Source organism: Glutamicibacter sp. (genome assembly GCF_035257265.1).
Taxonomy (GTDB): Bacteria; Actinomycetota; Actinomycetes; order Actinomycetales; family Micrococcaceae; genus Glutamicibacter.
The window spans coordinates 1-26,560 of the sequence record NZ_DATEXC010000030.1 but is presented as its reverse complement, the minus strand read 5'-3'; the positions used below and the strand labels follow the sequence as shown (position 1 = coordinate 26,560).

Below are 26,560 nucleotides of genomic sequence, written 5' to 3'. Positions count from 1 at the left end.
AATCGCTAAACTATCACGGCCTGACAGCCAGCCTGCTCGGCGAGGGAAAGGTGATCAGCTGGCGGATGGTACTGCCGTCGGCAAGTTGGTCAAAAGCCTCATTGATTTCGCTCAACTCTTTATTTCCGCACAATAGTTTTTCCACCGGGAGCAAGCCGCTGCGCCAGAGACTTTCATAGTAGGGAATGTCCCGGGCAGGGATTGCCGAGCCTAGATATGAGCCGATGATGGTACGCGCCGAACTAGTCAGGGCCAGCGGTTCGATTTCAGCCAACGCCCCAGGTGGAGGAAGCCCCACGGTGACAGTGGTTCCTCCGGGCGCCGTAGCCCGCACCGCGGTTTCAAAGGCCCGCGGGTGCCCGGCCGCTTCGATGACCACGTCGGCGGTAATTTCCGCGGTCGCTAGCTGCTGCGGGGTATAAGCCTCGCTGGCACCAAACTCCAACGCGCTGTTTAACTTGCCGGGGTTCATGTCCACGGCAATCAGCCGAGCCGGCTCCGGCCACTTTGCACTCTGCGCGATGGCCACCAGCAAAGCGGCCATCCCGACCCCTCCCAAGCCAATCACCATCAGCGTTTGACCGAGTTCCGGTTTGCCCGCATTTAATAGTGCGCCACCTCCGGTGAGCACCGCGCAGCCTAAGACCGCGGCCACTTCGGCCGGCACGTCCTGACCCACCGGGACCACCGAACGCCGGTCAAGTACCGCATGACTAGCAAATGCAGAGACGCCTAAATGGTGGTTGACCGGTTGCCCAACACTGGACAGACGTCTGGTTCCGGTGAGCAATTCTCCTGCTGCATTGCTCGCACTTCCCGCGGTGCATGGCAGTTTGCCACCGGTGGCGCAGGCGGCGCATTTTTCGCAGCGCGGCAGAAATACGCTCACCACGCGTTGGCCCAGATGCAGATCGGTGACTCCCTCGCCGAGCATCTCGATGATGCCGCAGGCTTCATGTCCGAGCACCATGGGCAACGGACGCGGCCGGTTGCCTTCGATAACCGAAAGATCCGAATGGCACAGGCCTGCGGCCTCGATGCGCACCAGTACTTCTCCAGGCCCCGGATCAGCCAACTGTATTTCGCTGATCACCAGCGGCTTACTCTGGGCGTAGGGGCGCATTGCCCCGGTGGAGTGCAGGACCGCAGCGGTAATGGTGCGCATGGATTTATTTTCCAGCCGGAACAGCAGTCATCGGGGTGTAACCGCGCACCTTGCCATCGGGCGCCAGGTTCTTCACGATCAACGAGCAGTCTTTGTCGCCCAATCCTTCACCAATGAGCCGGTCGAAGTGTTCACGGGCAAGAGCCGCGGCCGGCAGATCCAGCCCGGTCATCGCACCCGCATCAAGCGCAAGTCCCACATCTTTGCGTGCCAGGTCTACCCGGAAGGTTGCTTCAAAGTTGTTGTTTGCCGCGGCCGTATCAATAACATCTGGTACCGGATACCAGGTCTGCTGAGCCCAGGAACGCCCGGAAGAGACCGAGGCGATCTCCCAGAACACCTTCGGATCCAACCCGAGCTTTTCAGCTAGCTGAGATCCTTCGGCGCTGGCCATCAGGTCGATGAACAGCATCATGTTATTGCATATTTTTGCTGCGATACCGCTGGTGGGACCACCTGCAACTATGATTTTTCCTGACATTGGTGAGATCAGTTCTTGCGCGCGCTCCATGAGTTCCGGTGCTCCGCCAAGCATGAAGGCGAGCGTGCCGGCAGCAGCCCCGGAAATTCCCCCGGAGACCGGGGCATCGACAAAACTGAGCCCGCGCGCGGTCGCCTCGTCATGCAGCGCTCGCGAAGATTCGATGTCAACGGTAGATGAATCCAGTAGCAGCATCTGCGGGGTCGCGTTGGCCCATACGCCACCTTCCGCTTCATAAACCGAACGTACGTGCTCGCCCTTGGGCAACATCGTGAATACCGCATCTGCCCCTTCCATCGCCTCCGCGATGGAGTCGCTGATCTGCACCCCAGCCTCGGCAGCGGTGCCACAGGCCTGCGGATTCAGGTCATAACCGCGCACCGCATGCCCGGCGTTTACCAGGTTCGCGGTCATCGGCCCGCCCATATTCCCTAGTCCAATCCATGCATACGTGCTCATCGCCCTACCCCGCGTCTTTTCTTGTGCTTAGGTTAATGTCCTTGTCAGGCCAGCGTAAACGGGATAAGAACGAAGTCTCAATGAGAGGAGGCACGCCAATAACGCAAGCCTATTGTGCGCTAGCGCACACCGGTCATGGCAGACTAAGAGCCATGGACCGCCAGATCGATTACCGCCACCTTGAATCCTTGATTGCACTACTGACCGTGGCGCGGCTTGGCCGGTATACCGCAGCAGCGACCGTCCTTGGGGTGAATCACTCGACGATCTCCCGTCGCATCGATGCGTTGCAAAAGGCGATGGGCGGGCACCTGCTCACCCGCTCCCCCAACGGATGGGAACTGACCGATCTGGGGCGGCGGGCAATGACCAGCGCCGAAGCCATCGAACAAGCCGTGGCTGCCATCGGCACCGAGGAAGACCCAGATGCGCTCAGTGGACACGTGCGAATTGCTGCACCGGATGCTTTCAGCGCCCACTTGGCTGCTCCTACCCTGGCTAAACTCCAGCAACGCCACCCGCAGTTGGTCTTCGAGATCGTTTCGGAAACCACCCGTGCGAGGCAAACCCGAACCGGCATGGATTTGGAGATTGTCATTGGTGAACCGAGCGTGCGCAAAGCAGCCTCGACCAAGTTGCTGGACTACGAATTACGGCTATACGCCACCGCTGATTACCTTGAAGCTCATGGAACCCCGAAGCAGCTATCTGAACTGTCGACTCACAGTCTGAATTACTACATTGATACCGCGCTCACCGTGGACAAACTCGACGAGGCTACCAGCGCGTTGCCTCCCATGCGGCGTGCAATCTCTTCAACGAGCATTGCTGTGCAATATGCGGCGACCATGAATCATGCCGGGATCGGTTTGCTGCCAGTATTTTTGTCCAAGCATTACGCCAACATGGTTCCGGTACTTCACGACGAGTTCAGTTATCACTCCGAATATTGGTTGGTTGGCCGAGAAGAAGCGCTACGCAATAAGGCGGTGCAAGAAACCGTGCGGGCACTGAACGATGCTGCGGTGAATGGTGATTGGTTCATCCCACCATTTTCTCCATACCAATAGCTTTCATTGGTTTGAAGCATCGCTGCCAAACAGCCAGCCGGAGCTACTGGCTTAGAAACTTTCATCGGACCGATCTTCCAGCGGGAAAATCTGTCTCCCTGCAGACGTAGCGTTGACCGAAATTTTCAGTCAGTGAGTCTCAATGTCCTAGTTTCGTGCTGTGCATCTAATCGCCGGAGATCTAGGGAGTCAGTGAACAACACCAGAGGAAACCAGTCACCACCTCGGTTCAGCGGACACAAACCACTGAAACGAAAAAGGGGGTGAGAACGAAACTCTCAATAGGTGATGTGATACAGCGGTAGTGAACGAAAATTTCAGTCACTCAACAAATTATCTAGGGCAGCCAGCGTTCAGCTGGCTACCCGATCAGGCGGATCAGGCCACCCCAGCACCCGCCGCACCTGATCAGTCAGACCCACTTCCAACACCGGGGTACGGTCATGGATGTGTTCAAAGCTCCCCACATTCTCCACACTGCCGGGCAACGACACATAATTCAGCCCATGCGGCGTCCGCCAGCCCACCGACCCGTCAGGGCGGCTGGCCGGCTTCCAGCCCAGCGCGTGCTTGAACATCTGATGCCGCTTGCACAGCAACTGCGAATTGCTCCGGTTGGTATGCCCGCCCTTGGCAAAATCATCAATATGGTCAACTTCGCAGCTCTGCGCGGTACGCCGGCACCCGGGGAACCGGCAGCACTGATCACGGACCATCAGCAAGTCCTTCAACGCCTTTGCCGGACGGTACTGCCTGCGGCCCACATCGATGACCGCCCCGGTCCACGGATCGGTCAGCACCCGCAGCATCGACGGTGCGTCCTTGGCTAGATTTAAAGCCACCCCGAGCGGAATCGGACCGTACCCTTCAAGTTCAGCCAACCCGCGTTTCGGATTAGCGAGTGCTTCCACCGCCGGGATTGTCACCACTACCCGTGGCTTCAATGGGGTTCCGCCACCAGCAGGCCATCCGTCAAGCAGGGCGTCACGCAGGATATCGGCCTCACGCTGAGCTTGGGTCCGGGAATCGTCTGGATCTACGTCTTGCCTGGCGAAAGACTTCACCGTGTTGACGATGGCGTGAATATCGGCAGCCGGGGCGTAGAGTTTCAACGCCGCCATGCCATCGGGTTCATTCCAGTGCGTCAGGCAGCGTGACTCGGCGGCGGTTTCGTGGCGTTCAGCAGCCGAGACAGGATCCAATTTACGGTGCAACCGCCGGGCGCGCTGGCTGAAACTCGCATCGCTGGCGGTTTTCGCCACCGGTAACAGCGAGTGCTCCATTCGGCGGATGTCCTCGGGGGCCAGGTCCTGGGTTTGCTTGACCATCTCCTGGGCGGCTTTAGTGGTGATCTCCCCGCGCGATAAGGCATTCAACGTGTCGGGGCATAGGTAGCGCAGCCCTTTGGCGGTGAACAGTTTCGACCGGGTTTTTTCCACGGTCTCGCGTAAGGCCACGGCCGCTTCAGCCACGAAGCTGGAGGTGATGATCTGGTCACTGGCTGGGTCCACACCGTAGTAGTGGGCGCTGATGCGTTGGTTGCGTTGCTGCTCAGTTTCACCTGTGACGGCGGTGCTTGCGGTGTCGGCGGCGTATTCGGCCGCTGCGTGGGCGACGAGCTCGATGCTGTCGGTGAGGATTATCGCTTCTGCTGCGTCGAGGGCACGGCGCAGGGACGCGATGGCTTGCAGCTCGATGAGTCCTTGGCTGGGGTCGCTGCGTGGGGGCCCGTGGAAGAGGGTGGAGGCGAGGTCCAGGACTTGAGCGAATTCGTTGTCGTGTTCAATCGCGCTAGTTAATGGCCCGTCGAGGTGGGAGATGCTCCGGGTTCCTGGCGGGTTCAGCGGTAGACGGTGTTCGTCGTCGTCATTGGTGAATGCATGCTGGATGCTCATAGTCTATTTTCCCGCGCAGCACCGACATTTTGGCGGGGTTTCCACGGGTTGTGGACTACTCAAAAGAGAAATTCTGCGCCCTCGGATTGCTCTTCTTTTGCGCCACTACGAGAACAATGTTCTTAGCTACATGCTTTGGAAGATAATTGACTGTGAAGCAAGCCAGGCCTGAGCATTCTCATGATGTCTCGTCGCAAGTGACTGAAAAATCGCGTCACTCGCCAAAGATTGGGTCGTAGCTTAGTTCTTGGGCAATAAACTTGAGGCCAAGGATTCCAAGGCTCCGGGAACTACAGAAAAGTATGCCCACACGCCACGCTTTTCGCGATGCAGGATGCCCGCGTCAACCAGGATCTTCAAATGGTGGGAGACCGTGGGTTGCTTCAACCCAAGCGGCTCAGATAAGTCGCAGACGCAGGTTTCCAACTCTTCACTTGACGACACGATGGAGAGAATACGCAGTCTGTTGGGATCGCTCAGGGCCTTAAAGCGCGCGGCAAGAAGCTCGGCTTCCGTAAGCTGCAGAACCTTTTCGCCAGGAGTTGGAACACAGCACGCCTCATCGGTCACCTGTAAACCCAGCTCAGCAGTACCTGTGGTGGTTGCGCTCATTTAGGCGGCCCTTTTCTACACGCTTTACAGAGATTGACAAACGTCGATATAGACAACGATACTCGAGACATCGACGTTCGTCGATGTCTACTTTTGGAGCGATGCCTGCGTGACACCTACGACCGCGCCTGACACGGCCCCCGTGTCGGTAAAACTTTCTTTCCTGGACCGATATCTTGCGTTGTGGATCCTGTTAGCAATGGGCGTCGGTTTGGGATTAGGACGTATCTTCCCGCAACTAGGCGCGCTTTTAGATCGATTCACCGTCGCAGGAGTTTCGGTGCCGATTGCCATCGGCCTGCTAGTGATGATGTATCCGGTCCTCGCCAAGGTCCGATACAACGAAACTAGCCGAGTTTTAGCCGATAAGAAACTTATGATCACTTCGCTAGTGATCAACTGGGTGCTGGCTCCGGCCTTCATGTTCGTCTTGGCCTGGGTGTTCCTCGCAGACCTTCCCGAATACCGCACCGGTCTGATCATCGTAGGCCTTGCTCGCTGTATCGCCATGGTCTTCATCTGGAACGATCTGGCCTGCGGTGACCGCGAAGCTGCTGCAGTATTAGTTGCTATCAACTCCGTCTTCCAGGTTTTCGCCTTCGGCGCCCTGGGCTGGTTCTACCTGCAACTGCTTCCATCCTGGCTCGGTTTGGAAACTACCAGCGCAGAATTCTCCATCGCCGCGATCACGCTCTCGGTGCTAGTCTTCCTTGGCATTCCGCTACTCGCCGGATTCCTCACACGGACCTTCGGCGAAAAGGTCAAGGGACGGCACTGGTATGAGAATAAATTCTTGCCGAAAATCGGACCGTGGGCACTGTACGGGTTGCTGTTCACCATCGTGCTGCTCTTCGCGCTGCAAGGGGACAACATCATTTCCAAGCCACTGGACGTAGTGCGCATGGCGATTCCACTACTGATCTACTTCGTTGTGGTCTTCTTCGCCGGAATGCTTATCGGACACGCCTTGAAGCTCGGTTACCCACGTACCACCACGCTGGCGTTCACTGCAGCTGGCAATAACTTCGAACTAGCCATCGCCGTGGCTATCGCGGCCTTCGGAGCGACCAGTGGCCAGGCTCTCGCCGGCGTGGTCGGGCCGCTGATTGAGGTACCAATCCTCATTGCATTGGTCTACGTAGCTTTGTGGGCCCGAAAGTTCTTCCCCACCACTTCGACAACTATTTCTTCCTAGGAGATCATTCATGAGCAACGTAGAAAAGCCTTCGGTACTCTTCGTTTGTGTCCACAATGCCGGCCGTTCGCAGATGGCCGCAGCGTTCCTCTCCTATCTCTCTGAAGGGCGTATCGAGGTCCGCTCAGCAGGCTCGGCCCCGGCCAACACGGTCAACCCGGCAGCGGTTGAAGCCATGCACGAGCTGGGCATCGACATATCCGCCGAAACCCCGAAGATCCTGACCACTGAGGCCGTCAAAGACTCAGACGTCGTCATCACCATGGGTTGCGGTGATACTTGCCCAATCTTCCCCGGCAAACGTTACGAAGACTGGCAGCTGGATGACCCGGCCGGCCAAGGTGTTGATGCTGTTCGGCCGATCCGCGATGAGATCCGTGCCCGTATCGAAACGCTCATCGCAGAGCTTCTGCCCACCACGTAATTGCATCTGCTAGGAGCCAAAATGACCCAGGACCATCCCGTAGTTGTCATTGGCGCCGGACCAATCGGTCTGGCAGCCGCCGCACACCTGATCGAACAGAATCAAGAAGTTCTAGTTCTCGAAGCAGGGGCGAGCGTTGGCGCCGCCATTGAACAGTGGAAGCACATCAAGTTGTTCTCCCCCTGGCGCTTCAACATCGATGCCGCCGCACGGCGCTTGCTGGAAAACACCGGCGGCTGGGTAGCCCCACGGGACACCAAGTTGCCTACCGGAGCTGAATTGCTGGAGCAATACCTCCAGCCTCTGGCAAACCACCCCAAATTGGCCTCACAGATCAATTACGGTCATCGAGTGACCAAGATCAGCCGCCTGCATCAGGACGGCCGAGGCATTGATAAGGCACGCACCGCAGACCGCGATGAGTCATTGTTCTTGATCCGCACCGAAACAGCGCAGGGCACCGTGGACCTCCAGGCACGCGCGGTCATTGATGCCACCGGCACTTGGAACCAGCCAAATCCGGTGGGACGCTCCGGTATCGAGGCAATTGGCGAGCCTGAAGCCCACGCCGCAGGCTTCATCACTTCCCCGTTGCCGGATCCATTAGGTGCAGACAGCGAAGATTTTGCAGGCAAAACCCTCCTGGTACTTGGCGCCGGCCACTCGGCGGCGAACACCATCATCGCACTGGGCCGCTTACAGAAAGAGCATCCGAACACCAAGGTGCTATGGGGCCTGCGCGGCCAGGCACACCCGATTCGACTTTACGGCGGCGGGGCAGCAGATCAGCTTCCCGCACGCGGGCAGCTGGGCACCTCGCTACGCCGACTGGTAGAAAACGGGCACGTCAGCTTGGTGGAAAACGTGTCCATCAGATCCCTGACGGCCGGCGAGAAGTTGCGCGTGAACCTGGCTGACGGCCGGGTGCTGGAAGTGGACCGCATCGTCCCGGCTACCGGATTCCGCCCCGATCTGGCCATGCTCTGCGAACTGCGCTTGGATCTGGACCAGACCGTTGAAGCACCCCGCGCGTTGGGTCCTTTGATCGATCCAGAATTCCACAGCTGCGGCACCGTCAGTGCCCACGGTGAAAAGGAGCTTTCCCACCCGGAGAAGAACTTCTACATCGTTGGCATGAAAAGCTATGGACGCGCCCCCACCTTCCTCATGGCCACCGGTTATGAGCAGGTTCGCTCCATCGCCGCTCACCTGTCCGGAGATCACAAGGCTGCCAGCAGAGTCGAGCTGGACCTCCCGGAAACTGGAGTGTGCTCTACCGATTTGGGCGGTTCCTGTGACGCACCAGCGACGGCAAATTCCTGTGGCAGTGAAGCACCGCCTGCTGCCGATTCTTGCTGTGGATCGAAGGAACCACTGGCCATCGGTTTTGCAACTGGCACTTTGCATGGCAATGTCGAACTAGCAGAAAAATAACCCTCCGGTGTCACGGTGGCTGTTCGCAGCTGCCGTGGCACCACTGCTAACTTTTTCTCCCCCTCCCTGACTCTCCCAGTACCTCAGGAGCCCTGATGCGCCCCGCTAATCCACCTCGACGTTTTGCTCTTCGATCCCCTCGTTCCATCGCGGCACTCGGACTTGGAGTCACGGTGTTACTTACCGGGTGTGGCTCCGATTATCCGCTCGGTGAAGCGCAGAAGGAGGGCGCTAAGGCAAATACCTCCGACTTGCGTGGCACCTTGACCGGTGGTGGCTCCACCGCACAAAATGCCGCCATGAACGCGTGGACTACCGGTTTCTCTGTCCTGCATCCCAAGGTACAGGTGCAGTATGCCTCGGTTGGCTCCGGCGCCGGACGCGAAGGCCTGCTGGCTTCGGCAACAGAATTCGCTGGCTCAGATGCGTACCTCAAAGACGAAGAAGTCCAGCGCTCCCAACAGACGTGTGGTCCCGGCGGTGCCATCAACATCCCCGCCTACATTTCCCCTATCGCCATCACGTTCAACCTGCCAGGCATCAGTGAATTGAACCTTGACGCGGACACCATCGCCGGAATCTTCAATCGGGACATCCGCTCTTGGCAAGATCCTGCGATCGCCAAGCTCAATCCAGAGGTGGAACTGCCCGATGTCCCGATGACGGTAGTGGCCCGCTCGGATGATTCGGGCACCACCGAAAACTTCACCGAATATCTGCATAGCGCCGCGCCGAAGGTCTGGAAGTACGAGCCCGATGGTAGCTGGCCTAACGATATTTCCTTGGAAAAAGCGCAGGGTAACGCCGGTGTGGTGACCACCGTGGCGCGTACCGAAGGCACCATCGCTTACGCCGACGATTCACTCGTTGACGCGACCTTGGGCAAGGTGAAGCTCAAGGTTGGTGACGAGTTTGTCGAGGTTAGCGGAGAGGCAGCCGCCCTAGCAGTAGCCGAATCTAAACGCGTCGAAGGCAGGGATACCCACGATATTGCCCTTGAACTAGACCGGAAGACCACCGCACCCGGAGCATATCCGCTGGTACTGGTCTCCTACTTGCTGTTCTGCAGTTCATACGAGGATCCGCAGACCGTTGAGCTGATCAAAACCTTCGGTCACTACGTAGTGAGCGATGAAGGCCAGAAGATCGCCGCTGATTCCGCAAAGAGTGCACCGATGCCAGACAGTTTGGCTAAGGATGCAAACGCGGCGATCGACTCGATTGACGTGCTCGGGGCAAACTAGCAGAGTTCTTATTCAAAAGGTGGCGACGGGTTTGATTCCGTCGCCACCTTTTTATTCCATTTCGCTTAGTGACCGCTGAGCTTTCCACGCATGCGTTCACGCATATTGGTACTGGCCAGGTTCAGACCTGAAACTTCCACGTTTTTCCCATACTTCTCGTACTTGTCCGTAATGGAATCTAAAGCCGCTATGGTCGAGGCATCCCACAGATGTGATTGATGCATATCAATGACGACGTTCTCAGGATCCTCAGCGTAGTTGAACTGCGTGTACAAGTCATTGGACGAAGCGAAGAACAGCTCGCCGTTAACCACATACTTCGCAATTTCCTGATCAAAATGGTTTTCCACCGTGCGGGTCACCGTCACGAAGTGTGCCACACGGTTTGCGAAGAGCACCATCGCGGTCAGTACACCGGCACCGACGCCGATTGCGAGGTTGTGGCTGGCAACGGTGAAGATCACGGTCACCAGCATGACGGTGGTTTCGCTCTTAGGCATCACGCGCAGACTGGAGGGCTTGATACTGTGCCAGTCGAAGGTTGCAATCGATACAAAGATCATCACAGCAACCAGAGCGGCCATCGGGATCAGCGCAACAATATCGCCTAAGACGACCACCAAGATGAGCAGGAAGACACCGGCCAGGAAGGTGGAAATTCGTGTACGCGCGCCGGAAGCTTTCACGTTGATCATGGTTTGCCCGATCATCGCGCAACCACCCATGCCGCCAAAGAAGCCGGTAATAATATTTGCGGCACCCTGACCCCAAGATTCGCGGGTCTTGTTCGAGTGCGTGTCGGTGACATCATCTACCAGCTTGGCAGTCATCAGTGATTCAAGAAGTCCCACGAAGGCCATGGCTAGGGCGTAGGGGAAAAGAATCTGCAGCGTTTCAAGGCTCAACGGAATATCCGGGAAAAACAGCGCCGGCAGAGATTCAGGTAGCTCTCCCTTGTCCCCTACCGTGGGAACAGCCAGGGACGCAAAAACGGTAATGAGGGTCAAGACGACGATGGCAACCAGCGGAGCTGGGATCGCGGTAGTCAGTTTCGGTAGGCCGAAGACGATCAAAAGTCCCAACGCGGTCAGTGGGTAGACCAGCCAAGGGGCACCGAGTAGTTCTGGGACCTGGGACATGAAAATCAGGATCGCCAGCGCGTTGACGAAGCCAACCATCACCTGACGCGGAATGAACCGCATCAGTTTGGCAACTCCTAAGACCGCAAGAAGAACCTGGAAAATGCCGGCCATAATTACTGCGGCAATGAAGTAGTCAATGCCGTGGCTTTCCACCAACGGTGCGATCACTAGGGCGATGGCACCGGTAGCGGCGGAAATCATGGCGGGACGTCCGCCAAGGAAGGCGATTGAGACCGCCATGGTAAAGGACGCAAAGAGACCAATGCGTGGGTCAACACCGGCGATGATGGAGAAGGCGATGGCCTCTGGAATGAGAGCCAGCGCGACGACCAGTCCGGCGAGTACTTCGGTTTTAAGTAGGCGCGGGGACTTCAGGGTGCGTAGCACCGATTGCCGCTCCACGGGTGTGAGAGCTTGGTGTTCTGCGGGTGCTTGTGTGCTCACGAATGAGACTCCATTCATTGATGGATTTAGGGCATAAGCCCTTGGGATTGCATAGAATTCTTGGTAGCGCGTCGTTGCGCTCAGCAGGAGTCAAGGGCTACCTCTTCGGTAGGGCTTGCAAAATCTAGTACAACCCTAACCTAACGCGAGGGTAGGGTTGTAATTGACGATCACGGAGGATCCCATGAATGAACCCGAACCAACAGCCACCAACAAGCGCACCCTACATATTGGCGACATGGTCGAAGCCACGGGACTCTCACACCGCACCATCCGTCACTACGACGAGGTGGGACTCCTGCCGGCCAGTACCCGTAGCGAGGGCGGATTTCGCTTATATACCGAATCAGATTTACAGCGCATGCTGGTCATCCGTTCTATGAAGCCACTGGGTTTCACCTTGGAAGAGATGGGCGAACTGCTAGACACAGTAGACATTTTGGACGCTGAACCGGGCAACAAAACCGCACGTGTTAAGCTCGACGAATACACCGAACGAGCCATCACCAAGCGCGACAAGTTGGCACTAAATCTTGGACGAGCCGAATCATTCATCGCCGACCTGCATACCAAGTGAGTGAGCATTGCTCGCACATTCGGACCATTTCGGGGACTTTGTCTAGTTACCGCTAGCAGGAAGTAGCGGACAAAAACCGCATTAGGGACCAGTGGCCCGACACTATAGAGTTGAAGTATGTCCTACTCGGTTATCACGCATGTGCAGCGCTTGACCGCTGCCGTTTTCCCTAAGGGGAAACTGCTGACCAAGCGTGCCAGTGGCACCAACGGGTGGATGAGTTCCTGGGGAACGAACGCGCACGGCGAAATCGCTGGCTGCCCACCACCGCGCTACTAATCGCGCGCCCCACACACTTTTATTAAGTACCTTTCGCGCGCCTTCACGCCATTTTCCCTTTCTCTAAGAAGGACACCTTACTTTGTCGCACCCAACTTCTGACGCAACCCGTCAAGCACCGCATGCCATCTGGCGCGGAATCAATCAGACGCTCAAACAAGATTCCATGGGTGGCCTGTTGTTGCTTTGCGCGACAATTGCCGCTCTGATTCTCGCCAATTCTCCGGCCGCACCCTGGTATGAGAATCTGCGAGATTTCACCTTTGGTCCCGAATCACTGCACTTGAATCTATCCGTCGGAGCCTGGGCCGCCGACGGCCTGCTAGCCATCTTCTTCTTTGTGGTGGGCCTGGAGCTTAAAGAGGAGTTCGTAGTTGGCAAACTACGCAACCCACGCACCGCGCTTGTCCCCATCGCCGCTGCCGTTGGTGGCGTCGCGCTACCTGCAGTGTTTTACACCCTCGTCATCACCACTTCCGGCAGTAACGCAATCAATGGATGGGCGATTCCGGCGGCTACCGATATCGCCTTCGCCGTAGCAGTGATTGCGGTGGTCGGAAAATTCCTACCCCCGGCCCTGCGCACCTTCTTACTGACTCTGGCGGTAGTAGATGATCTGCTCGCCATTTCTATCATCGCCATCTTCTACACCGATGATCTGGCGTGGCTCCCACTGCTCATTGCACTACTTCCGCTAGCACTCTTTACTATTGCAGTGCAGCGCGGAGTCCGTGCGTGGTGGATCCTTGTTCCCCTCGGAGTGAGCGTGTGGGCGTTAGTTCATGCTTCCGGTATTCATGCCACTGTTGCCGGAGTGCTTTTGGGCTTCATGGTGCCCGTTATCGCTTCTAAGCGTGCACGAGTCAACGTTGGAAAGAACAAAGACGGGGAACCAGTCTACGAAGGATTAGCAGCTCATTTTGCTGACCGTTGGAGCATTGCTTCCTCGATCATCGCCATCCCAATTTTCGCTTTCTTCGCCGCCGGCGTTGCTATCGGAGGCTTTGCGGGACTGCGCGAATCCCTGCTCAGCCCCGTTGCACTAGGCATCATCGCGGGTCTGATCCTCGGCAAATCTATAGGCATCACCACCGCGACCTTCTTGGTCACCAAGCTTCCCGGTATCGAGTTAGACCGCAGCATTAAGTGGATCGACTTGCTTGGTATGTCATTTATCGCCGGTATCGGTTTCACCGTTTCACTTCTGGTCGGAGAACTAGCCTTCGGCGCGCAAGGCGAGGAAGCGCAATATGTGAAGGTCGGTGTGCTGTGCGGCTCGCTGCTGGCAGCAATCATCGGAGCACTTATTCTTGGCGCGCGCAATCGCACATACCGTGCACTACAGGCCGACATGAAATAGCCTATTTCTTTCGCATACCAGATCGTGAGTCGCCGTTGGCGCCAAGTCATCTTGCATCTTTGCGTGGGTCTTTCACACAAAGGTATTCACGATTACGGAGGAGCTCCTAGCCCGGAAATTACTGCAATTTTGCGGCGCGCACTATCGCTTCTGGAGAGTCCTTGCTGAGACTGCTCAAAGCGCCAACATTTCTTAAGATAGGCGCTTGAGAAACCAGCAATGCCAGCTTGATAATCCATAAGATAAAAGGTCGGTCCCGCGGGACCGACCTTTTGCTCATGCCGCTAGTTACTTGACCTTGGCTGCTTCCTTGAGAAGCCCGGTCTGAATTCGGTCCTGCTCATCGATGTCGGCAAGGCTGATGCCCTTGGTTTCCTTCATAAAGTACACCGCCACCATCGTGACTATCGCGGCAAACACGATGTAGCCGGCGACGGGCACCCAGGATCCGTAGACCTTCAACAGGAAGGTTGCGATGATCGGTGCCATCGAACCTGCCACGATCGAGGTGACCTGGTAACCCAGTGATACACCGGAGTAACGCATCCGAGTGGGGAACATTTCGGCCATAATGGCAGGCTGCCCGGCATACATCAATGCGTGCACCGCCAACCCACCGGTGATAGTCAGCAAGATGATGAAGTCATTGGAAGTGTTGAACAGTGGGAAAGCGATGACTCCCCAGACTGCCATCAGGATCACTCCGGTTGCGTAGACCGGGCGACGTCCTCGCGTATCGGTCATTCGCCCGACCAAAGGAACGATGATTGCGTGGAATACATGTGCCAGCAGCATCAACCCAAGAATCTCGGAGGTATCCATTTTCAGTTGGGTGGCCATATAGGTAATCGAGAAGGTGACGACCATGTAGTACATGATATTTTCACCAAATCGCAGTCCCATGGCGGTAAATACGCCTCGTGGGTAACGTTTGAAGACCTCTTTGACGCCGTAACCGGCTGCCGCGTTTTCTTCCAGTTCGGCCTTCGCTTCCTGGAAAATCGGGGCATCTGAAACTCGGGTGCGGATGTAGTAGCCGACGATCACGATGATCACCGAAAGCCAGAAACCTACGCGCCAACCCCAAGCCAAGAACGCTTCTTCGCTCAGTGTTGAGGAGAGCACAAGCAGCACGATGGTGGCCAAAAGGTTTCCGATAGGCACCGCAGCCTGTGGCCAAGAGGCCCAGAATCCGCGTTCCTTATTTGGTGCGTGTTCGGCGACAAGCAGCACCGCTCCACCCCATTCGCCACCGACGGCGAAGCCCTGCAGGAAGCGCAAGACGATCAGCAAGATCGGAGCCGCATAGCCGATGGAGTCGAATGTTGGGAGGCAACCCATGAGGAAGGTGGTGGCACCAACAAGTACGATGGCGATTTGCAGCAGGTGCTTGCGACCGTACTTATCACCAAAGTGGCCGAAGACGATGCCGCCAATAGGGCGGGCGATGAAGCCTACCGCGTAAGTCAGGAAGGCTTTGATGATGTTGTCTAGCTCGTTGCCCGCGTCGGGAAAGAAGATCTTGTTGAAGACCAATGTGGCGGCGGTGGCGTAGAGGAAAAATTCGTACCATTCCACGACGGTGCCGGCCATGGAGGCGGAGACGACCCGGCGTAAGCCTTTACGTTCGGCCTTGGTTGAGGTTTCGGATACCAATGGTTTTCCTTCCAGCGTGAGGGTCCGAACCCGGACCCACCAGTGATGACTAAGAATGAGTATGTCCTAGGTCACAGTGCGATGGTAGGTGAAAACGTCCCAAACCAGTAGCCTCTTTCGCACATCAAGGGTGCACCAGTGCACAGCATGCGTCAGGTTGTTAGCGAAAATTCGCTGCACTCCATAAAATTGCAAAGTCGGTTGTGCAGCTGCGCAGTGTTCAATAAGCGGAGCCGGTGGGCCAGTCGGCTATGGTCAGGATTGACGAAATCAGCGAAATCTTATGTCGACATCTCTTCGCGATCATCTGAACGCTAAGAGCTGCACAGGTTGAAAGTACGCCCACCACGCGTCGGTAGCTTGTCGAATGTCCGAGATCGAGTGCTGCGTCTAAACACCGCGTTATCCTCCGTCGAGGCAACATAAAATTTGACTCCTGGACTTCACCGACAAGTAGTCTCGGTGTAGGAACAGGAGAACTCATGAATGAAAAACCTGAGGTTTATGGGGTTGACGTAGATGCGCAGACTCGGTGCGCACACTACCACCAAGACATCGACGTCATTGCGATCAAGCATTACTGCTGCGGTAAGTACTACCCATGCCATCTCTGCCATGAAGAAACTGCCGGACATCCGGTAGTGCTGTGGCCCGCCGAGAAGTTCACAGACCCCGCAGTACTCTGCGGGGTCTGCTCACTGCAGCTAAGCGTCAACGAATACCTCAAGGCGAACACTTGTCCAGCCTGTGATGCGCTGTTCAATCCAGGGTGCAAGTTGCACCGTCAGCTGTATTTCGAGGATTAGAGCAAGCCCGAGTCCGGAACGTCCAACCCGAGGAGCGCGTTCTCCACAACCTCCATCAGCGCCGGGTGGATCCAGTACTGGCCGGCGGCCGCGGTGTGTGCGTCAATATCCAGGTTCATCGCCATGATGACCGGCTGGATCAGGTTTGAAGACTCCGGGCCCATCGCGTGGGCACCGACCAGCTTGCCGGTGCGCTTGTCAGCCAGCACCTTGAACAATCCGCTCTGTTCTTCCATCGCCCAACCGTAGGCAGTATCTCCGAACTTCTGCGTCTTCACCGTGAGGTTTTCCGCGCCAAGCTGTTCACGCGCTTCATCTTCGGTGAGCCCGATGATTGCGATCTCCGGGTGAGTGAACACCGCAGCCGGAACGGCTCTATTCGAGTTCTTACGCAAAGCTTCCGGGTGCTCTAAGTTGTACGCAACCAGGCGTGCCTCGTAGTTGGCCACATGCTTCAGCTGCGATGCTGAGCTGATGTCACCTAGTGCGTAGAGACCGGTGACAGGTTTGCCAGCGCGTAGCACCCGCTGGTATTCATCGACCTTGAGCCGGCCGTCCTGGTGCAGGTCCAGCCCGGCTTGTTCGGCGCCAATTTTATCGGTGTTGGGGATTCGCCCAATGGCGACCAGTACCGCCTCAGCGTTCAATGTTTCATCGCCCAAGACCACGTCCAGACCGGAATCTGTCTGGCGGAGAGCCTGCGCCTCGGTGTGGTAGCGAACCGTCCAATGTGCGGCGGCTTCCTTGTTGTAAGCCTCGGAAATGTCGGTGTCCAGCTGGCGCATCAATGCTCCGGAGCGCACCAACTGGGTGACCTTGGTACCGAGCCCGGAGAACATGGCCGCAAACTCGCAAGCAATGTACCCGCCGCCGATAATCACCAGAGACTCTGGCAGTTTGTCCAGACGCATGACGCTGTCCGAAGTGTGCACCGCGTCAAGCTCGATACCTTCGATATCGGGCATGCTGGGGCGGGATCCGGCGGCAATGACGAGCTGCTTGGCGGTGATCGTGGTACCGTCCTGGGCGGTCAGCGTATTGTCTTGTCCCACGGTGACGTACTGGGAGATGAGTTCGACGTTTTCCAGGCGTTTGCGGTAGTCCTCACCGCCGGCGGAAATCGCGTCGATACGGCCGAAGATCCGATCACGGATGGCGGGCCAGTCGACATTTTCTACCGACATTTTCACGCCGAGCCGTGCAGCTTCTTCCACACCACGGGCCAGATGGGCCGGGCGGACAAACATCTTCGTCGGGATACATCCAACGTTCAGGCAGGTACCGCCGAAGGTTGAGCCTTCGGCGATAGCCACCTTCTTGTCATCCCAGTGATTGGTAATCAGCGAGTTGCCCGAACCCGAGCCAATTATAGCGAGATCTACGTTGTGTGATGTCATGGACTCATCGTAATTCAGCGCGTGGCGGTGGGCCGAGTTTTCGCCTCGGAGCGAAGCCAGGTTACTTCGTTTCGGCCGACAGGTCAGCTAGTTGCGGGCTTTGCGGCACCACGAGGACCGGACGGCTTTGCTTGTGGCTCAGCGCAACGGCGATAGAACCGTCCATGAGCTCTTCCATGCGGCTGCGTATCCCCGGTCGCCGGGTGCCGATGGCGATTAGCTGGGCGTCGAGCTGCTCGGCAACACGGGCCAATGCTTTGGCTGGATCCCCAGCGACGCTGCGAGCTTCCCAATGCACCTGATGACCTTCAAAAGACGCGGTGAGTTGCGCAGCCAGCGCTGGCGGAAAATCCTGCGGGATCTGCTCTTCATCGTCGAAAGTGGTGTCGGCGATGATTTCTCCGGTGGGTAGCCGCTCGGTGACAAATCGACCGGAATCTACGTAGATGCACATAATCTTTGTGTCCGCAGGCCTTGCCAGTGCGATGACCGCTTCCAGTACCGACGACGACTGCCCAGGTTCAACACCAACAACTAAAATACGCTCGGTCATCTGTACTCCCACTGCTCAGGCCGAGTTGGTATCCGGCTTTGCTCGCGGCATATTTCGCCGTTAAACCCAGTATGACAGGGACTTTCTGCGTTGTCTGCAAAATTCTGCAAACGTCTGGAGCCCCATTGGCTGCCAAGGCTAAGAGGCCTCTATGGCACGCTGCTGGGGTCCGGCAAGTTAGCCGGAACCCCAACATGCTCGCGCTCTAACTTAGCCGTGCTGATGCCCGGCGCGTGAATTTTTGTGCTCGTGCTGAGACCGGTCGTGATGCGCCAACTTTTTCAGGTTGATGTGGCGTTTGACCGCTGGATAGTACCCGTAGAGATAACCGGTGGTGGTTGGGTGCAAGTTGAATGGATCTTCCGGGTTAGCCAGGTTGAAGCTGATCCAGGATTGGGCGGCACCCAGTCCATGGTTCATAAACGCTCCGGACACCGAAACGAAGGAGCTATCCGTGCCTTGAGTCGCAGCCTTGATATTCCGATTGAGCGTGTCACCTAACTTATTCAGTGCCCGGGCATTCTTGGCCGTAATCAAGGGCTGGTCACCGTTGGAACTGGTGAACAAGCGCGGATATCCCAGCACAAGGATCTTCGCTTCGGTAGCCGCATCGATCTGCTTGAGTGTGGATCGCACGTCGGCACGCAGTGCCGGCATTGATGCGTAACCAATCTGCAGCATCGCCTGGCATGCCCCGGCGGTGCTCCCCGTGGCACAGGCTGCGACGGTTTTACCCCACTGCAGATTATTTCCACCCAAGGTGAGTGTCACCAGATCTGCGTCCGCCAGTTGTGGTGCTACTACGGCCGCGGCCTGGGCAATCTGCGCAGTGTTGAACCCTGCGCAAGCCGCGTCGGCGGTGAGTTCCACGCCGGGCAGCTGGTCGATTGCGGTCACATGTGTCGGGCCGGTGGCTTGGAAACAACCGTCGAAGGGGCCAGGTTTGATAGATCCCGAGCCAAAACCGGCAGAGTAGGAATCACCCAAATTTACGTAGTTGATGACTGCGGCATTATCGCTTCGTGTGGTTGGAGCAAGCGCCGTGGCCGGTGCCATGCCTGCCACCATGAGGCCGGCGCTGGCGATGCCGGCGGTGATGAGCGTCAATACTCTGGACTTCTTCATGCCGTTCATTGGATTGTCCCCCAGTTTCCAGTGTGCGCGGTGTCTGGAACACGGCGCGAATTGCCCGTACGGCCGGGCCACCATCATGGGATGACGCCGTGGGCGGCGAATTCCCGAAGCCCTTGATCCCCACGATCCAAGGCCACTACCGGGCTAAATACGGCACCGGATGACGCGCACGCAGCCAGGTTAAGACCCGTAGCTACGTTTGCCACATCTTACGCCGAATATTCACACCGGTGAAGATCAACGCCGGGTGTATTCGTGGGGCATATAGCGGGCCTAGCTAAAGTGTCGGTGCTTTGGCTTATGCTGTTTACCAGGTTCAAGAGCCGTAGTCCTAAGTACCTGGCTGACTACGCGGCAACCCTCCTCCATCAGTGGGGTGCCCCAGGGGAAGAACCGGTCCGCGGGGAACATCCGAGGACAAGTTGATGAAAGGATCTACCATGTCTCATTCCGAGCTAACTGACGCATATGGATTGCCGCAAACCGAGCTGGCAGCCAAAAATTCCAGGCTGGCCTGGGAGCGCCGGTGGACGGCGGTGCTTTTAGAGCACAACTACACTCCAACGGGTCTCTACGATAATAAGTTTTCCCAGTTCATGGGTCTGAACAGTGTCAGCCGCGGATTGCTTCACGGGACCTCGGCCTTGCACTTGGATCTCTGGCGTGACTTTGCGATGCGGTGGGAAAAAGTCGGGGTGAACCCCGACTTGTTGGCCTTGATTCTTTCGCTGCTGCCGGATGCGGTGGATACCGCCTTGCGGGATGCGTCGGATCTGAGCGCTGAGTTCGCGTTGCATGAGCGGCTGCGGTCTCTGAATATCAATGGCGGGTTGTGGGGTTCTGAGAGCCAGCAGCTGATCCCCGAACAGTGCTCCGACTTCCCATATCTGCTTCAGAAGGTCGGCCCGACCCGTGCCTTGAGGCGTTTCCTCAGCGCTGGAAGCGGCCAGTAACAACTAAGCCGGCCGTTAACCCAAAAATTTGATGCCCGGCACAGAGCGCCGGGCATCAAATTTTGAACAGTATTTAGCGCAGCACCACGGTGCGGTTGCCCCAGAGGAAGACGCGTCCCTCACAGTGCCACTTCACCGCATTGGACAGAGCCTTGGCCTCGGTATCGCGCCCGGCGATCACCAAGTCTTCGGCGGTGTACGTGTGGTCCACTTCTTGGACCTGCTGGGCGATAATCGGTCCCTCGTCCAGTTCTGCGTTCACATAGTGCGCCGTAGCACCCACGGTCTTCACCCCGCGGTCCCAAGCCTGGTGGTACGGCTTGGCTCCCTTGAAGGAAGGCAGGAAGGAGTGGTGGATGTTAATGGTGCGCCCCGAAAGCTTGGTGGATAGCTGGTCAGAGAAGATCTGCATGTAGCGGGCGAGCACCACCAGTTCGGTGCCGGTCGCTTCAATGATCTCTTCCAGTTTCGCTTCGGCCTCAGGCTTGGTGTCCTTAGTTACCGGGATGTGGTGGAAAGGCACCTTGTGCCATTCCACCAGAGAGCGGTGATCTGGGTGGTTGGAGACCACACCAACGATGTCGATAGGCAGCGATCCGGTGTGCGCCCGGTGCAGCAGGTCGTTGAGGCAGTGCTCAAATTTAGAGACCATGATGAGCACCTGAGTGCGCTGCCCACGCTCACGTAGCTGCCAATCCATCTGGCGCTCGGCGGCGATCGGTGCAAATTCTTCGCGCATCTTTTCCAGCAGACCAGGAACGTCCTCCCCGGCGAAGTCCACACGCATGAACAGGCGCTGGGAGGACATGTCGTCATACTGTTTCAGCTCGACGATGGTGCGGTCGTGTTCTACTAAAAAGCCGGTGACATCGTGCGCGATGCCCATGCCCTCGGGGCACTGCAACGTCAGTACATGTCGGATCTGGTTGCCCATCAAGGTCCTTCCGTGGTTCGTCATTGAAGCCTAGTTCAGGCAACTGTTGGGCCGGTCCAGCGTGTGGACCGGCCCAACGATTGCCTCCATGCTCCCAAGTTTGTGCGGGAGATGTTGATCGTTCTGTGGCTAGATTACCGGTTGGGAAGCAAACTCTTTCATTGCGTCGACCAGCCAGTGCACCACATGCTCGCTGAATGACGCGCGGGGCATCAGGTACCAACCGTTTTCGGCAGTGCGCCAAAGCAGAATGGGCACGTTGGCCAGCGTGGTGGTGATCGCCTGGTTGACCGCAAAACTGCGTGGGTGCAGATCAGCAGGACAGCTCTTGCGTAGCACCAATGATGCCGCCTGCCCGGTGAGTTCAAGCACCGTACGGTTTGCCGACAGGTCGGTGACTTGGCCTTCATGCTCTGCCAAGGCAGCTTCCAAGGCGGGGCTCAGACTTTCGCCGGCTGCGTTGAAGACCGAAAATTCATCCGGTCCCAACCAGAGCACCGCGGTCCCTGACACCTCTCCGGCGACCTGGCCTACCTTTTGCGGCAAGCCCACTCCGGTAGCCTGGGCCAATGCCTGATGGCCCGCGCTGCCCGGAACCGCACGCAGCGAGACCTGGGTGGCGAAAGCAATCTCGCGTAATGCGACGGCGCGTTCACCGGTGACGGTGGCCGCGGCCATTAGCTGATCGAGATGCGCTGCCGGTGAGCGGCGCAGCTCGGTGGTTGATTCAATAACACTGTGCTTAGCCATCTCGGCGGCTGCCTTCCGGATCGTAGAGGACGGTTTCTGAGACCACCACGTCGACCAGCTGGCCGCCGTATGGGGTTTTGAGCACTTCGCCAATGCGATTGCGCCCGTTTTTGATCAGTGCCAGGCCAAAGGTGCGGCCCAGTGCCGGGGAGTTGTAGGAGCTGGTGACCCAGCCTTCCATCGGGGTGATCCCGTTTTCACTCAGTGCCTGCGCGGACACTAGGGCCGCACCTTCTGGCAATCGCAGGGACTTGTCTACCGGCAGCACGGAGACCAACTGCTTGCGGTCCTCGCGCTGGTTATCCTGGCGGCTAAAGGAACGCTTGCCAATGAAGTCCTTGAGCTTGGAAACAACCCATTCCATGCCGGCATCCTGTGGGGTCACCGTGCCGTCGGTGTCCTGACCGACGATGATGAATCCCTTCTCGGCACGCAGCACGTGCATAGTTTCGGTGCCGTACGGGGTGATGTTGAATTCCTGACCGGCCGCGTAGACCGCTTCCCAGGTGCGCAATCCGTACCAGCTTGGCACCGCGATTTCGAAGGCAAGTTCACCGGAGAAGGAAATCCGGCTGATCCGGGCCGGGGTGCCGTTCTCCAAGGTGGTGTCCACAAAGGCCATGAATTTGAATGCCTCATTGGAAACATCCAGCTGCGGTGCAAGCTTGGCGATCACCTTGCGGGAGTTCGGGCCAACCACCGCAACGGTAGCCAGCTGCTCGGTGACCGAGGTGAAGACGACATCCAGCTCAGGCCATTCGGTCTGCGCCCATTCTTCCATCCAGTCCAGCACATCTGCGGCGCCACCGGTGGTGGTGTGCAGCAAGAAGCGGTCCTCGGCCAGACGCAGGGTCACCCCGTCGTCGAAGATCATGCCGTCGGCCTTGCACATGACGCCGTAGCGCCCCATGCCGACCTTCAGCTTGGAGTAGCCGTTGGTGTAGATGCGGTTGAGGAATTCAGCTGCGTCCTTGCCCCGGATCTCAATTTTGCCCAGCGTGCTGGCATCAAGCATGCCCACCGATTCGCGCACCGCGGCGCATTCACGGTAGACCGCTTCATCCATGCTTTCCCCCGCCTGCGGGTAATACCAGGGGCGCTTCCACTGACCGACATCTTCAAATTCTGCGCCCTGGTCAAGGTGCCAGGAGTGCATCGCGGTGGTGCGAGCCGGGTCGAGCAGTTGGCCGCGGTTACGCCCGGCAAGTGCTACGAAGGACACCGGGGTGTACGGGGCGCGGAAGGTGGTAGTGCCGATTTCTGCAGGGTTTTCGATACCAAGGACCGCGGCGATCACCCCGATCGCTGCCACTCCAGAGGTTTTGCCCTGGTCGTTGGCGGTGGAGATCGAGGTGTAGCGCTTCACATGTTCCACCGAGCGCATGCCGGCCCCGGTAGAGCGCAGCACCTCGGCGACGGTCTGGTCGCGTTGCAGATCCACGAAGTGGAACTTGTAGTGCACCGCGTCTTCGCCGTGGCGTGAGGCGATCAGCCAGACCGGGCGGGTTTCACCGAGCGGAACTTCGACAGCTTCGGGAATGCGCGCGACCGTGTCAAACCCGGCTTTGCCCGCTGCCGCTGCACCGGCGGAGGCACCGGTAGATAGTGCACCGGCGGTATCGAAGCGTCCCGTGAGTGAACCGGCAAGGTGCTGGTCAGCCACCGCGGTATCGGGGAGGAAGGCGTGCACGGTGGTATCCCAGACGAGCTTGCCCTGACGCTGGGAGTGCAGGTGCACTACCGGGTTGAAGCCGCCGGAAATCGCCAGGGTATCCGCCTCGTAGCGGGTGGCCTCACCGATGTTGTTCTGTGCATCCAGGCTCGCCACCCAGGCGGCGCACAGTTCGCCGTTACTCCCGGCGTCGGTGTCCACGATGACCGATCCGGTGAGCACCCGCACGCCGGCGCCAACCGCTTCCGCGGCGGCCACCGAGACGTTTTCACGAGCGTCGATCACGGCAACCACCGACCCGCTGGAAGCCAGCTCGGTCACCAGCGGGTATACCGAGTCATTGGTGGTGGCCACCAGGATCTGCTGGCCAGCCCGGACGCCGTAACGGTTCAGGTAGGAACGCACCGAACCGGCCAGCATGATGCCTGGGCGGTCATTGTTCTCAAAGACCATCGGGCGTTCGTGCGCGCCGGTGGCGAGCACAATTTGACCGGCGCGAATGTGCCAGACGCGTTCACGTGACACACCGTCAGCGGCAGCCGCATCCAGGTGTGCGGTACGGCGCTGCACGGCGATCATGTAGTTCGCGTCGTAGCTGCCCAGCACGGTGGTGTGCTGCAGGTGGGTGGTCTCTTCGGCCTCTGCTAGTTCTGCGGTGGTCTGCGCAACCCAGTGATGAGCATCCATCCCGTCAATCTGCTCGTGAGCCGCATCAAGCAGCCGGCCGCCGGCTTCGGGACGCTCGTCGAGCAGCATCACTCGGGCTCCGCTGCGCGATGCTTCGCGGGCTGCGGCTAGGCCTGCCGGGCCTGAGCCGACAACGAGCACGTCGGTGTGCACATGTACGTGGTCGTAGTAGGCCTCGTCCTTAGCCGGATCCATGGTGCCCAAGCCAGACAGTGTGCGGGCGCTGAGGCCATTAACCGCGGTGACCACGGGAGCTGCCAGCATCGATTCGCCGACGTCCTTGGCGTGACGGGCGTTCACGTGGACCAGCGCGTTGGGCTCTTCCACTCCGGCTGCGAAGATGCCGCGTGGACGCTTGAGGTAGAGCGAGTCACCTACCCGGCGGATGCCGGAGGCGAGCATGGCGCTGGCGAGGCTGTCACCGCGGAGCGCTGCCAGTGGCTGTTCGTTGAGGGTGACGTCGAGTTTTTCCTCGAAGTTCACGCGGGCGCCGGCAGCCTGCGCGGCGTCCAAGCGGTATGAACCGGTGTTGCTCATCGGGTGCCTCCGTCGGTGCTCTGTAATGCCGGGCGTTCTTCGCCGGCTCGGTAAATGGCTTTGAATTCGTAGGTGACGGTGTCGCGCAGGGCGTTGAACCACTTGCGGCAACCCATCGCGTGAACCCACCGTTCGGCGTTGATGCCCTTGGGGTTCTTGCGGTAGAACAGGAATTGAGCCCATTCTTTGTCGCTGAGCGCGTGGGGATCCGCCGGGTAGGCGACGTGCGCCTGTCCACCGAATTTAAATTCTGTTTCATTGCGTGGCCCGCAGTTCGGGCAGTCAATCAGCATCATGAGTTGGTTCCCCTGTTCTTAGTGGGCCACGGCTGCGGCGCCGTGTTCGTCGATGAGGTGGCCGGTTTCGAAGCGTTCCAGCGCAAACGGTGCGTTCAGCTTGTGCGGCTCATCGTTGGCGATGGTGTGAGCGAAGGTCCAGCCTGCGCCCGGGGTGCCCTTGAATCCGCCGGTGCCCCAACCGCAGTTGACGTAGAGGTTCTCTACCGGGGTCTTGGAAATAATCGGCGAGGCATCCATGGTGGTGTCCACGATGCCGCCCCAGGTACGCAGTACGTGGGCTCGGGCGAAGATCGGGAAGAGTTCCACGGCCGCCGCCATCTGCTCTTCGATCACGTGGAACGCGCCGCGCTGACCGTACCCGTTGTAGGAGTCGATGCCCGCACCCATCACCAGTTCTCCCTTATGTGCTTGGGAAACGTAAACGTGGATGTGGTTGGACATGACCACCGTGGGGTGGACCGGTTCGAAGAGTTCCGAGACTAGTGCCTGCAGTGGATGGGACTGGATGGGAAGATCCACTCCGGCCATTTCTGCCACTACCGAGGAGTGGCCTGCGCTGGCCAGGGCGACTTTGCCGGCCAGGATGGTGCCGCGGTTGGTTTTTACCCCGGTGACTTTATTGCCGTCCTTGATAATTCCAGTGACTTCGCAGTTCTGGATGAGGTCTACGCCCATCTCGTTGCATTTGCGGGCGAAGGCCCAGGCGACGTGATCGTGTTTGGCGATACCTGCACGTGGCTGCCACGTGGCGCCCATGACCGGGTAGCGGATGTCATCGCTGGTGTTGATGATCGGGCAGGCTTCCTTGACCTGGTCCGGGCTCAGCCATTCGGCGTCAACACCGTTGAGCTGGTTCGCTTCGACTCGGCGCACCGATTCACGTACGTCTCCGAGGGTGTGGGCCAGATTCATTACTCCGCGCTGGGAGAAGAGGAAGTCGTACTCCAGCTCTTCGGGCAGCTGCTCCCAGAGCTTCAGGGAGTGCTCGTAGATACCTGCCGATTCGTCCCACAGGTAGTTCGAACGAATGATGGTGGTGTTGCGGGCCATGTTGCCGCCAGCCAGCCAGCCTTTTTCCAATACCGCGATGTTGGTCATGCCGTGGTTCTTGGCTAGGTAGTACGCGGTGGCCAGTCCATGTCCTCCGCCGCCGACAATCACAGCGTCATAGGATTTTTTCGGGTCCGGATTGTTCCAGAGGAATTCTGGGTGTTCAGGTAGCAAGTCAGCCATGATTATTCTCCGATCTTCGGCAGATTTGGGTACAGTGGGTGGGCCTCGGCGAGCTTGAGAACTCGCTCCTTAAGCTCAGGCAGAACAGCAGAATTACCATCAGCACCAGCAATCAACGCCTGCGCAATAATCTCCGCAACCTCAACAAACGCAGCCTCAGAAAAACCA

24 protein-coding genes and 1 riboswitch are annotated in these 26,560 nt (G+C 58.1%); of the genes, 10 read left to right on the top strand and 14 right to left on the bottom strand.

Annotated features, from left to right (window positions below; translation table 11 throughout):
- Positions 1-13: 13 nt before the first annotated feature.
- On the bottom strand, positions 14-1,165 hold the full coding sequence (locus VJ369_RS07070; protein WP_324091386.1) for an alcohol dehydrogenase catalytic domain-containing protein: 1,152 nt from the start codon (positions 1,163-1,165) through the stop codon (positions 14-16).
- A gap of 4 nt (positions 1,166-1,169) precedes the next feature.
- Complete coding sequence (mmsB, locus tag VJ369_RS07065) at positions 1,170-2,105, bottom strand: 3-hydroxyisobutyrate dehydrogenase (protein WP_324091385.1); 936 nt, start codon at positions 2,103-2,105, stop codon at positions 1,170-1,172.
- A 152-nt stretch (positions 2,106-2,257) separates the two neighbouring features.
- Here mmsB and VJ369_RS07060 point away from each other — a divergent pair, with 152 nt between their 5' ends.
- Entirely contained in the window at positions 2,258-3,175 is a 918-nt protein-coding gene (locus VJ369_RS07060) for a LysR family transcriptional regulator (protein WP_324091384.1), read from the top strand.
- 353 nt (positions 3,176-3,528) lie between these two features.
- Here the strand turns inward: VJ369_RS07060 and VJ369_RS07055 are convergent, their stop codons facing one another.
- Both VJ369_RS07055 and VJ369_RS07050 read right to left on the bottom strand, forming a co-directional pair.
- On the bottom strand, positions 3,529-5,070 hold the full coding sequence (locus VJ369_RS07055) for an HNH endonuclease signature motif containing protein (RefSeq protein WP_324091383.1): 1,542 nt from the start codon (positions 5,068-5,070) through the stop codon (positions 3,529-3,531).
- A gap of 240 nt (positions 5,071-5,310) precedes the next feature.
- Positions 5,311-5,682 carry a metalloregulator ArsR/SmtB family transcription factor gene (locus VJ369_RS07050; protein ID WP_324091382.1) on the bottom strand — a complete coding sequence of 124 codons (372 nt, stop codon included), beginning with the start codon at positions 5,680-5,682 and terminating at the stop codon, positions 5,311-5,313.
- A 109-nt stretch (positions 5,683-5,791) separates the two neighbouring features.
- On the opposite strand from VJ369_RS07050, the gene arsB reads away from it, so the two are divergent.
- From arsB to pstS, 4 genes are all read left to right on the top strand, one after another.
- Positions 5,792-6,877 (top strand): ACR3 family arsenite efflux transporter, encoded by a 1,086-nt coding sequence (arsB, locus tag VJ369_RS07045; RefSeq protein ID WP_324091381.1) that lies wholly within the window; start codon positions 5,792-5,794, stop codon positions 6,875-6,877.
- Between the two features lie 10 nt (positions 6,878-6,887).
- Positions 6,888-7,301 (top strand): arsenate reductase ArsC, encoded by a 414-nt coding sequence (locus tag VJ369_RS07040; RefSeq protein WP_324091380.1) that lies wholly within the window; start codon positions 6,888-6,890, stop codon positions 7,299-7,301.
- Between the two features lie 21 nt (positions 7,302-7,322).
- Complete coding sequence (locus VJ369_RS07035) at positions 7,323-8,735, top strand: NAD(P)-binding domain-containing protein (protein WP_324091379.1); 1,413 nt, start codon at positions 7,323-7,325, stop codon at positions 8,733-8,735.
- A 95-nt stretch (positions 8,736-8,830) separates the two neighbouring features.
- Positions 8,831-9,979, top strand: a complete 1,149-nt coding sequence (pstS, locus tag VJ369_RS07030; RefSeq protein ID WP_324091378.1) for a phosphate ABC transporter substrate-binding protein PstS — start codon at positions 8,831-8,833, stop codon at positions 9,977-9,979.
- A gap of 65 nt (positions 9,980-10,044) precedes the next feature.
- On the opposite strand, the gene VJ369_RS07025 is transcribed toward pstS, so the two are convergent.
- Entirely contained in the window at positions 10,045-11,583 is a 1,539-nt protein-coding gene (locus VJ369_RS07025; RefSeq protein WP_324091377.1) for a SulP family inorganic anion transporter, read from the bottom strand.
- 166 nt (positions 11,584-11,749) lie between these two features.
- Here VJ369_RS07025 and VJ369_RS07020 point away from each other — a divergent pair, with 166 nt between their 5' ends.
- From VJ369_RS07020 to nhaA, 3 genes are all read left to right on the top strand, one after another.
- The gene (locus tag VJ369_RS07020) at positions 11,750-12,142 is read left to right on the top strand and encodes a MerR family transcriptional regulator (RefSeq protein WP_324091376.1); all 393 of its coding nucleotides are present in this window, start codon (positions 11,750-11,752) and stop codon (positions 12,140-12,142) included.
- Between the two features lie 117 nt (positions 12,143-12,259).
- The gene (locus VJ369_RS07015) at positions 12,260-12,421 is read left to right on the top strand and encodes a hypothetical protein (protein WP_170947804.1); all 162 of its coding nucleotides are present in this window, start codon (positions 12,260-12,262) and stop codon (positions 12,419-12,421) included.
- 82 nt (positions 12,422-12,503) lie between these two features.
- Positions 12,504-13,781, top strand: a complete 1,278-nt coding sequence (gene nhaA / locus VJ369_RS07010) for a Na+/H+ antiporter NhaA (protein ID WP_324091375.1) — start codon at positions 12,504-12,506, stop codon at positions 13,779-13,781.
- Between the two features lie 288 nt (positions 13,782-14,069).
- Here nhaA and VJ369_RS07005 read toward each other — a convergent pair whose 3' ends face one another.
- Positions 14,070-15,437, bottom strand: coding sequence for an MFS transporter (locus VJ369_RS07005; protein WP_324091374.1), 1,368 nt, complete (start codon positions 15,435-15,437; stop codon positions 14,070-14,072).
- A gap of 482 nt (positions 15,438-15,919) precedes the next feature.
- On the opposite strand from VJ369_RS07005, the gene VJ369_RS07000 reads away from it, so the two are divergent.
- Positions 15,920-16,243 (top strand): CHY zinc finger protein, encoded by a 324-nt coding sequence (locus VJ369_RS07000; protein ID WP_324091373.1) that lies wholly within the window; start codon positions 15,920-15,922, stop codon positions 16,241-16,243.
- Here the strand turns inward: VJ369_RS07000 and VJ369_RS06995 are convergent.
- The 3 genes from VJ369_RS06995 to VJ369_RS06985 form a co-directional block, all read right to left on the bottom strand.
- Positions 16,240-17,640, bottom strand: a complete 1,401-nt coding sequence (locus tag VJ369_RS06995; protein ID WP_324091372.1) for a mycothione reductase — start codon at positions 17,638-17,640, stop codon at positions 16,240-16,242. The two genes, VJ369_RS07000 and VJ369_RS06995, sit on opposite strands and share 4 nt — an antisense overlap.
- A 61-nt stretch (positions 17,641-17,701) precedes the next feature.
- Positions 17,702-18,193 carry a universal stress protein gene (locus VJ369_RS06990; protein ID WP_324091371.1) on the bottom strand — a complete coding sequence of 164 codons (492 nt, stop codon included), beginning with the start codon at positions 18,191-18,193 and terminating at the stop codon, positions 17,702-17,704.
- A 210-nt stretch (positions 18,194-18,403) separates the two neighbouring features.
- On the bottom strand, positions 18,404-19,318 hold the full coding sequence (locus tag VJ369_RS06985; protein WP_324091370.1) for a GDSL-type esterase/lipase family protein: 915 nt from the start codon (positions 19,316-19,318) through the stop codon (positions 18,404-18,406).
- Positions 19,319-19,641: 323 nt separating this feature from the next.
- Positions 19,642-19,757: riboswitch (SAM riboswitch) on the top strand.
- Between the two features lie 10 nt (positions 19,758-19,767).
- Between VJ369_RS06985 and VJ369_RS06980 the strand changes: the two genes are divergently transcribed.
- Complete coding sequence (locus VJ369_RS06980; protein WP_324091369.1) at positions 19,768-20,280, top strand: hypothetical protein; 513 nt, start codon at positions 19,768-19,770, stop codon at positions 20,278-20,280.
- A gap of 73 nt (positions 20,281-20,353) precedes the next feature.
- Here the strand turns inward: VJ369_RS06980 and purU are convergent, their stop codons facing one another.
- From purU to VJ369_RS06955, 5 genes are all read right to left on the bottom strand, one after another.
- Positions 20,354-21,214, bottom strand: a complete 861-nt coding sequence (purU, locus tag VJ369_RS06975) for a formyltetrahydrofolate deformylase (RefSeq protein WP_324091368.1) — start codon at positions 21,212-21,214, stop codon at positions 20,354-20,356.
- Positions 21,215-21,343: 129 nt separating this feature from the next.
- A complete protein-coding gene (soxG, locus tag VJ369_RS06970; RefSeq protein ID WP_324091367.1) occupies positions 21,344-21,964 on the bottom strand; it encodes a sarcosine oxidase subunit gamma family protein in 621 nt (206 codons plus the stop codon).
- Positions 21,957-24,860: a sarcosine oxidase subunit alpha family protein gene (locus VJ369_RS06965; protein ID WP_324091366.1), complete on the bottom strand. Its 2,904-nt coding sequence runs from the start codon at positions 24,858-24,860 to the stop codon at positions 21,957-21,959. The genes soxG and VJ369_RS06965 overlap by 8 nt, the downstream gene beginning before the upstream one ends.
- Entirely contained in the window at positions 24,857-25,156 is a 300-nt protein-coding gene (locus VJ369_RS06960; RefSeq protein WP_105678320.1) for a sarcosine oxidase subunit delta, read from the bottom strand. The genes VJ369_RS06965 and VJ369_RS06960 overlap by 4 nt, the downstream gene beginning before the upstream one ends.
- Positions 25,157-25,174: 18 nt before the next feature.
- The gene (locus VJ369_RS06955; RefSeq protein ID WP_324091365.1) at positions 25,175-26,392 is read right to left on the bottom strand and encodes a sarcosine oxidase subunit beta family protein; all 1,218 of its coding nucleotides are present in this window, start codon (positions 26,390-26,392) and stop codon (positions 25,175-25,177) included.
- Positions 26,393-26,560: the final 168 nt, after the last annotated feature.

Bases quoted from the DNA above. Each gene is read 5' to 3' on its own strand.
- VJ369_RS07070 (WP_324091386.1), bottom strand. From the start codon at position 1,165: ATGCGCACCATTACCGCTGCGGTCCTGCACTCCACCGGGGCAATGCGC.
- mmsB (WP_324091385.1), bottom strand. From the start codon at position 2,105: ATGAGCACGTATGCATGGATTGGACTAGGGAATATGGGCGGGCCGATG.
- VJ369_RS07060 (WP_324091384.1), top strand. From the start codon at position 2,258: ATGGACCGCCAGATCGATTACCGCCACCTTGAATCCTTGATTGCACTA.
- VJ369_RS07055 (WP_324091383.1), bottom strand. From the start codon at position 5,070: ATGAGCATCCAGCATGCATTCACCAATGACGACGACGAACACCGTCTA.
- VJ369_RS07050 (WP_324091382.1), bottom strand. From the start codon at position 5,682: ATGAGCGCAACCACCACAGGTACTGCTGAGCTGGGTTTACAGGTGACC.
- VJ369_RS07040 (WP_324091380.1), top strand. From the start codon at position 6,888: ATGAGCAACGTAGAAAAGCCTTCGGTACTCTTCGTTTGTGTCCACAAT.
- VJ369_RS07035 (WP_324091379.1), top strand. From the start codon at position 7,323: ATGACCCAGGACCATCCCGTAGTTGTCATTGGCGCCGGACCAATCGGT.
- pstS (WP_324091378.1), top strand. From the start codon at position 8,831: ATGCGCCCCGCTAATCCACCTCGACGTTTTGCTCTTCGATCCCCTCGT.
- VJ369_RS07025 (WP_324091377.1), bottom strand. From the start codon at position 11,583: ATGAATGGAGTCTCATTCGTGAGCACACAAGCACCCGCAGAACACCAA.
- VJ369_RS07020 (WP_324091376.1), top strand. From the start codon at position 11,750: ATGAATGAACCCGAACCAACAGCCACCAACAAGCGCACCCTACATATT.
- VJ369_RS07015 (WP_170947804.1), top strand. From the start codon at position 12,260: ATGTCCTACTCGGTTATCACGCATGTGCAGCGCTTGACCGCTGCCGTT.
- VJ369_RS07000 (WP_324091373.1), top strand. From the start codon at position 15,920: ATGAATGAAAAACCTGAGGTTTATGGGGTTGACGTAGATGCGCAGACT.
- VJ369_RS06995 (WP_324091372.1), bottom strand. From the start codon at position 17,640: ATGACATCACACAACGTAGATCTCGCTATAATTGGCTCGGGTTCGGGC.
- VJ369_RS06990 (WP_324091371.1), bottom strand. From the start codon at position 18,193: ATGACCGAGCGTATTTTAGTTGTTGGTGTTGAACCTGGGCAGTCGTCG.
- VJ369_RS06985 (WP_324091370.1), bottom strand. From the start codon at position 19,318: ATGAAGAAGTCCAGAGTATTGACGCTCATCACCGCCGGCATCGCCAGC.
- VJ369_RS06980 (WP_324091369.1), top strand. From the start codon at position 19,768: ATGTCTCATTCCGAGCTAACTGACGCATATGGATTGCCGCAAACCGAG.
- purU (WP_324091368.1), bottom strand. From the start codon at position 21,214: ATGGGCAACCAGATCCGACATGTACTGACGTTGCAGTGCCCCGAGGGC.
- soxG (WP_324091367.1), bottom strand. From the start codon at position 21,964: ATGGCTAAGCACAGTGTTATTGAATCAACCACCGAGCTGCGCCGCTCA.
- VJ369_RS06965 (WP_324091366.1), bottom strand. From the start codon at position 24,860: ATGAGCAACACCGGTTCATACCGCTTGGACGCCGCGCAGGCTGCCGGC.
- VJ369_RS06960 (WP_105678320.1), bottom strand. From the start codon at position 25,156: ATGATGCTGATTGACTGCCCGAACTGCGGGCCACGCAATGAAACAGAA.
- VJ369_RS06955 (WP_324091365.1), bottom strand. From the start codon at position 26,392: ATGGCTGACTTGCTACCTGAACACCCAGAATTCCTCTGGAACAATCCG.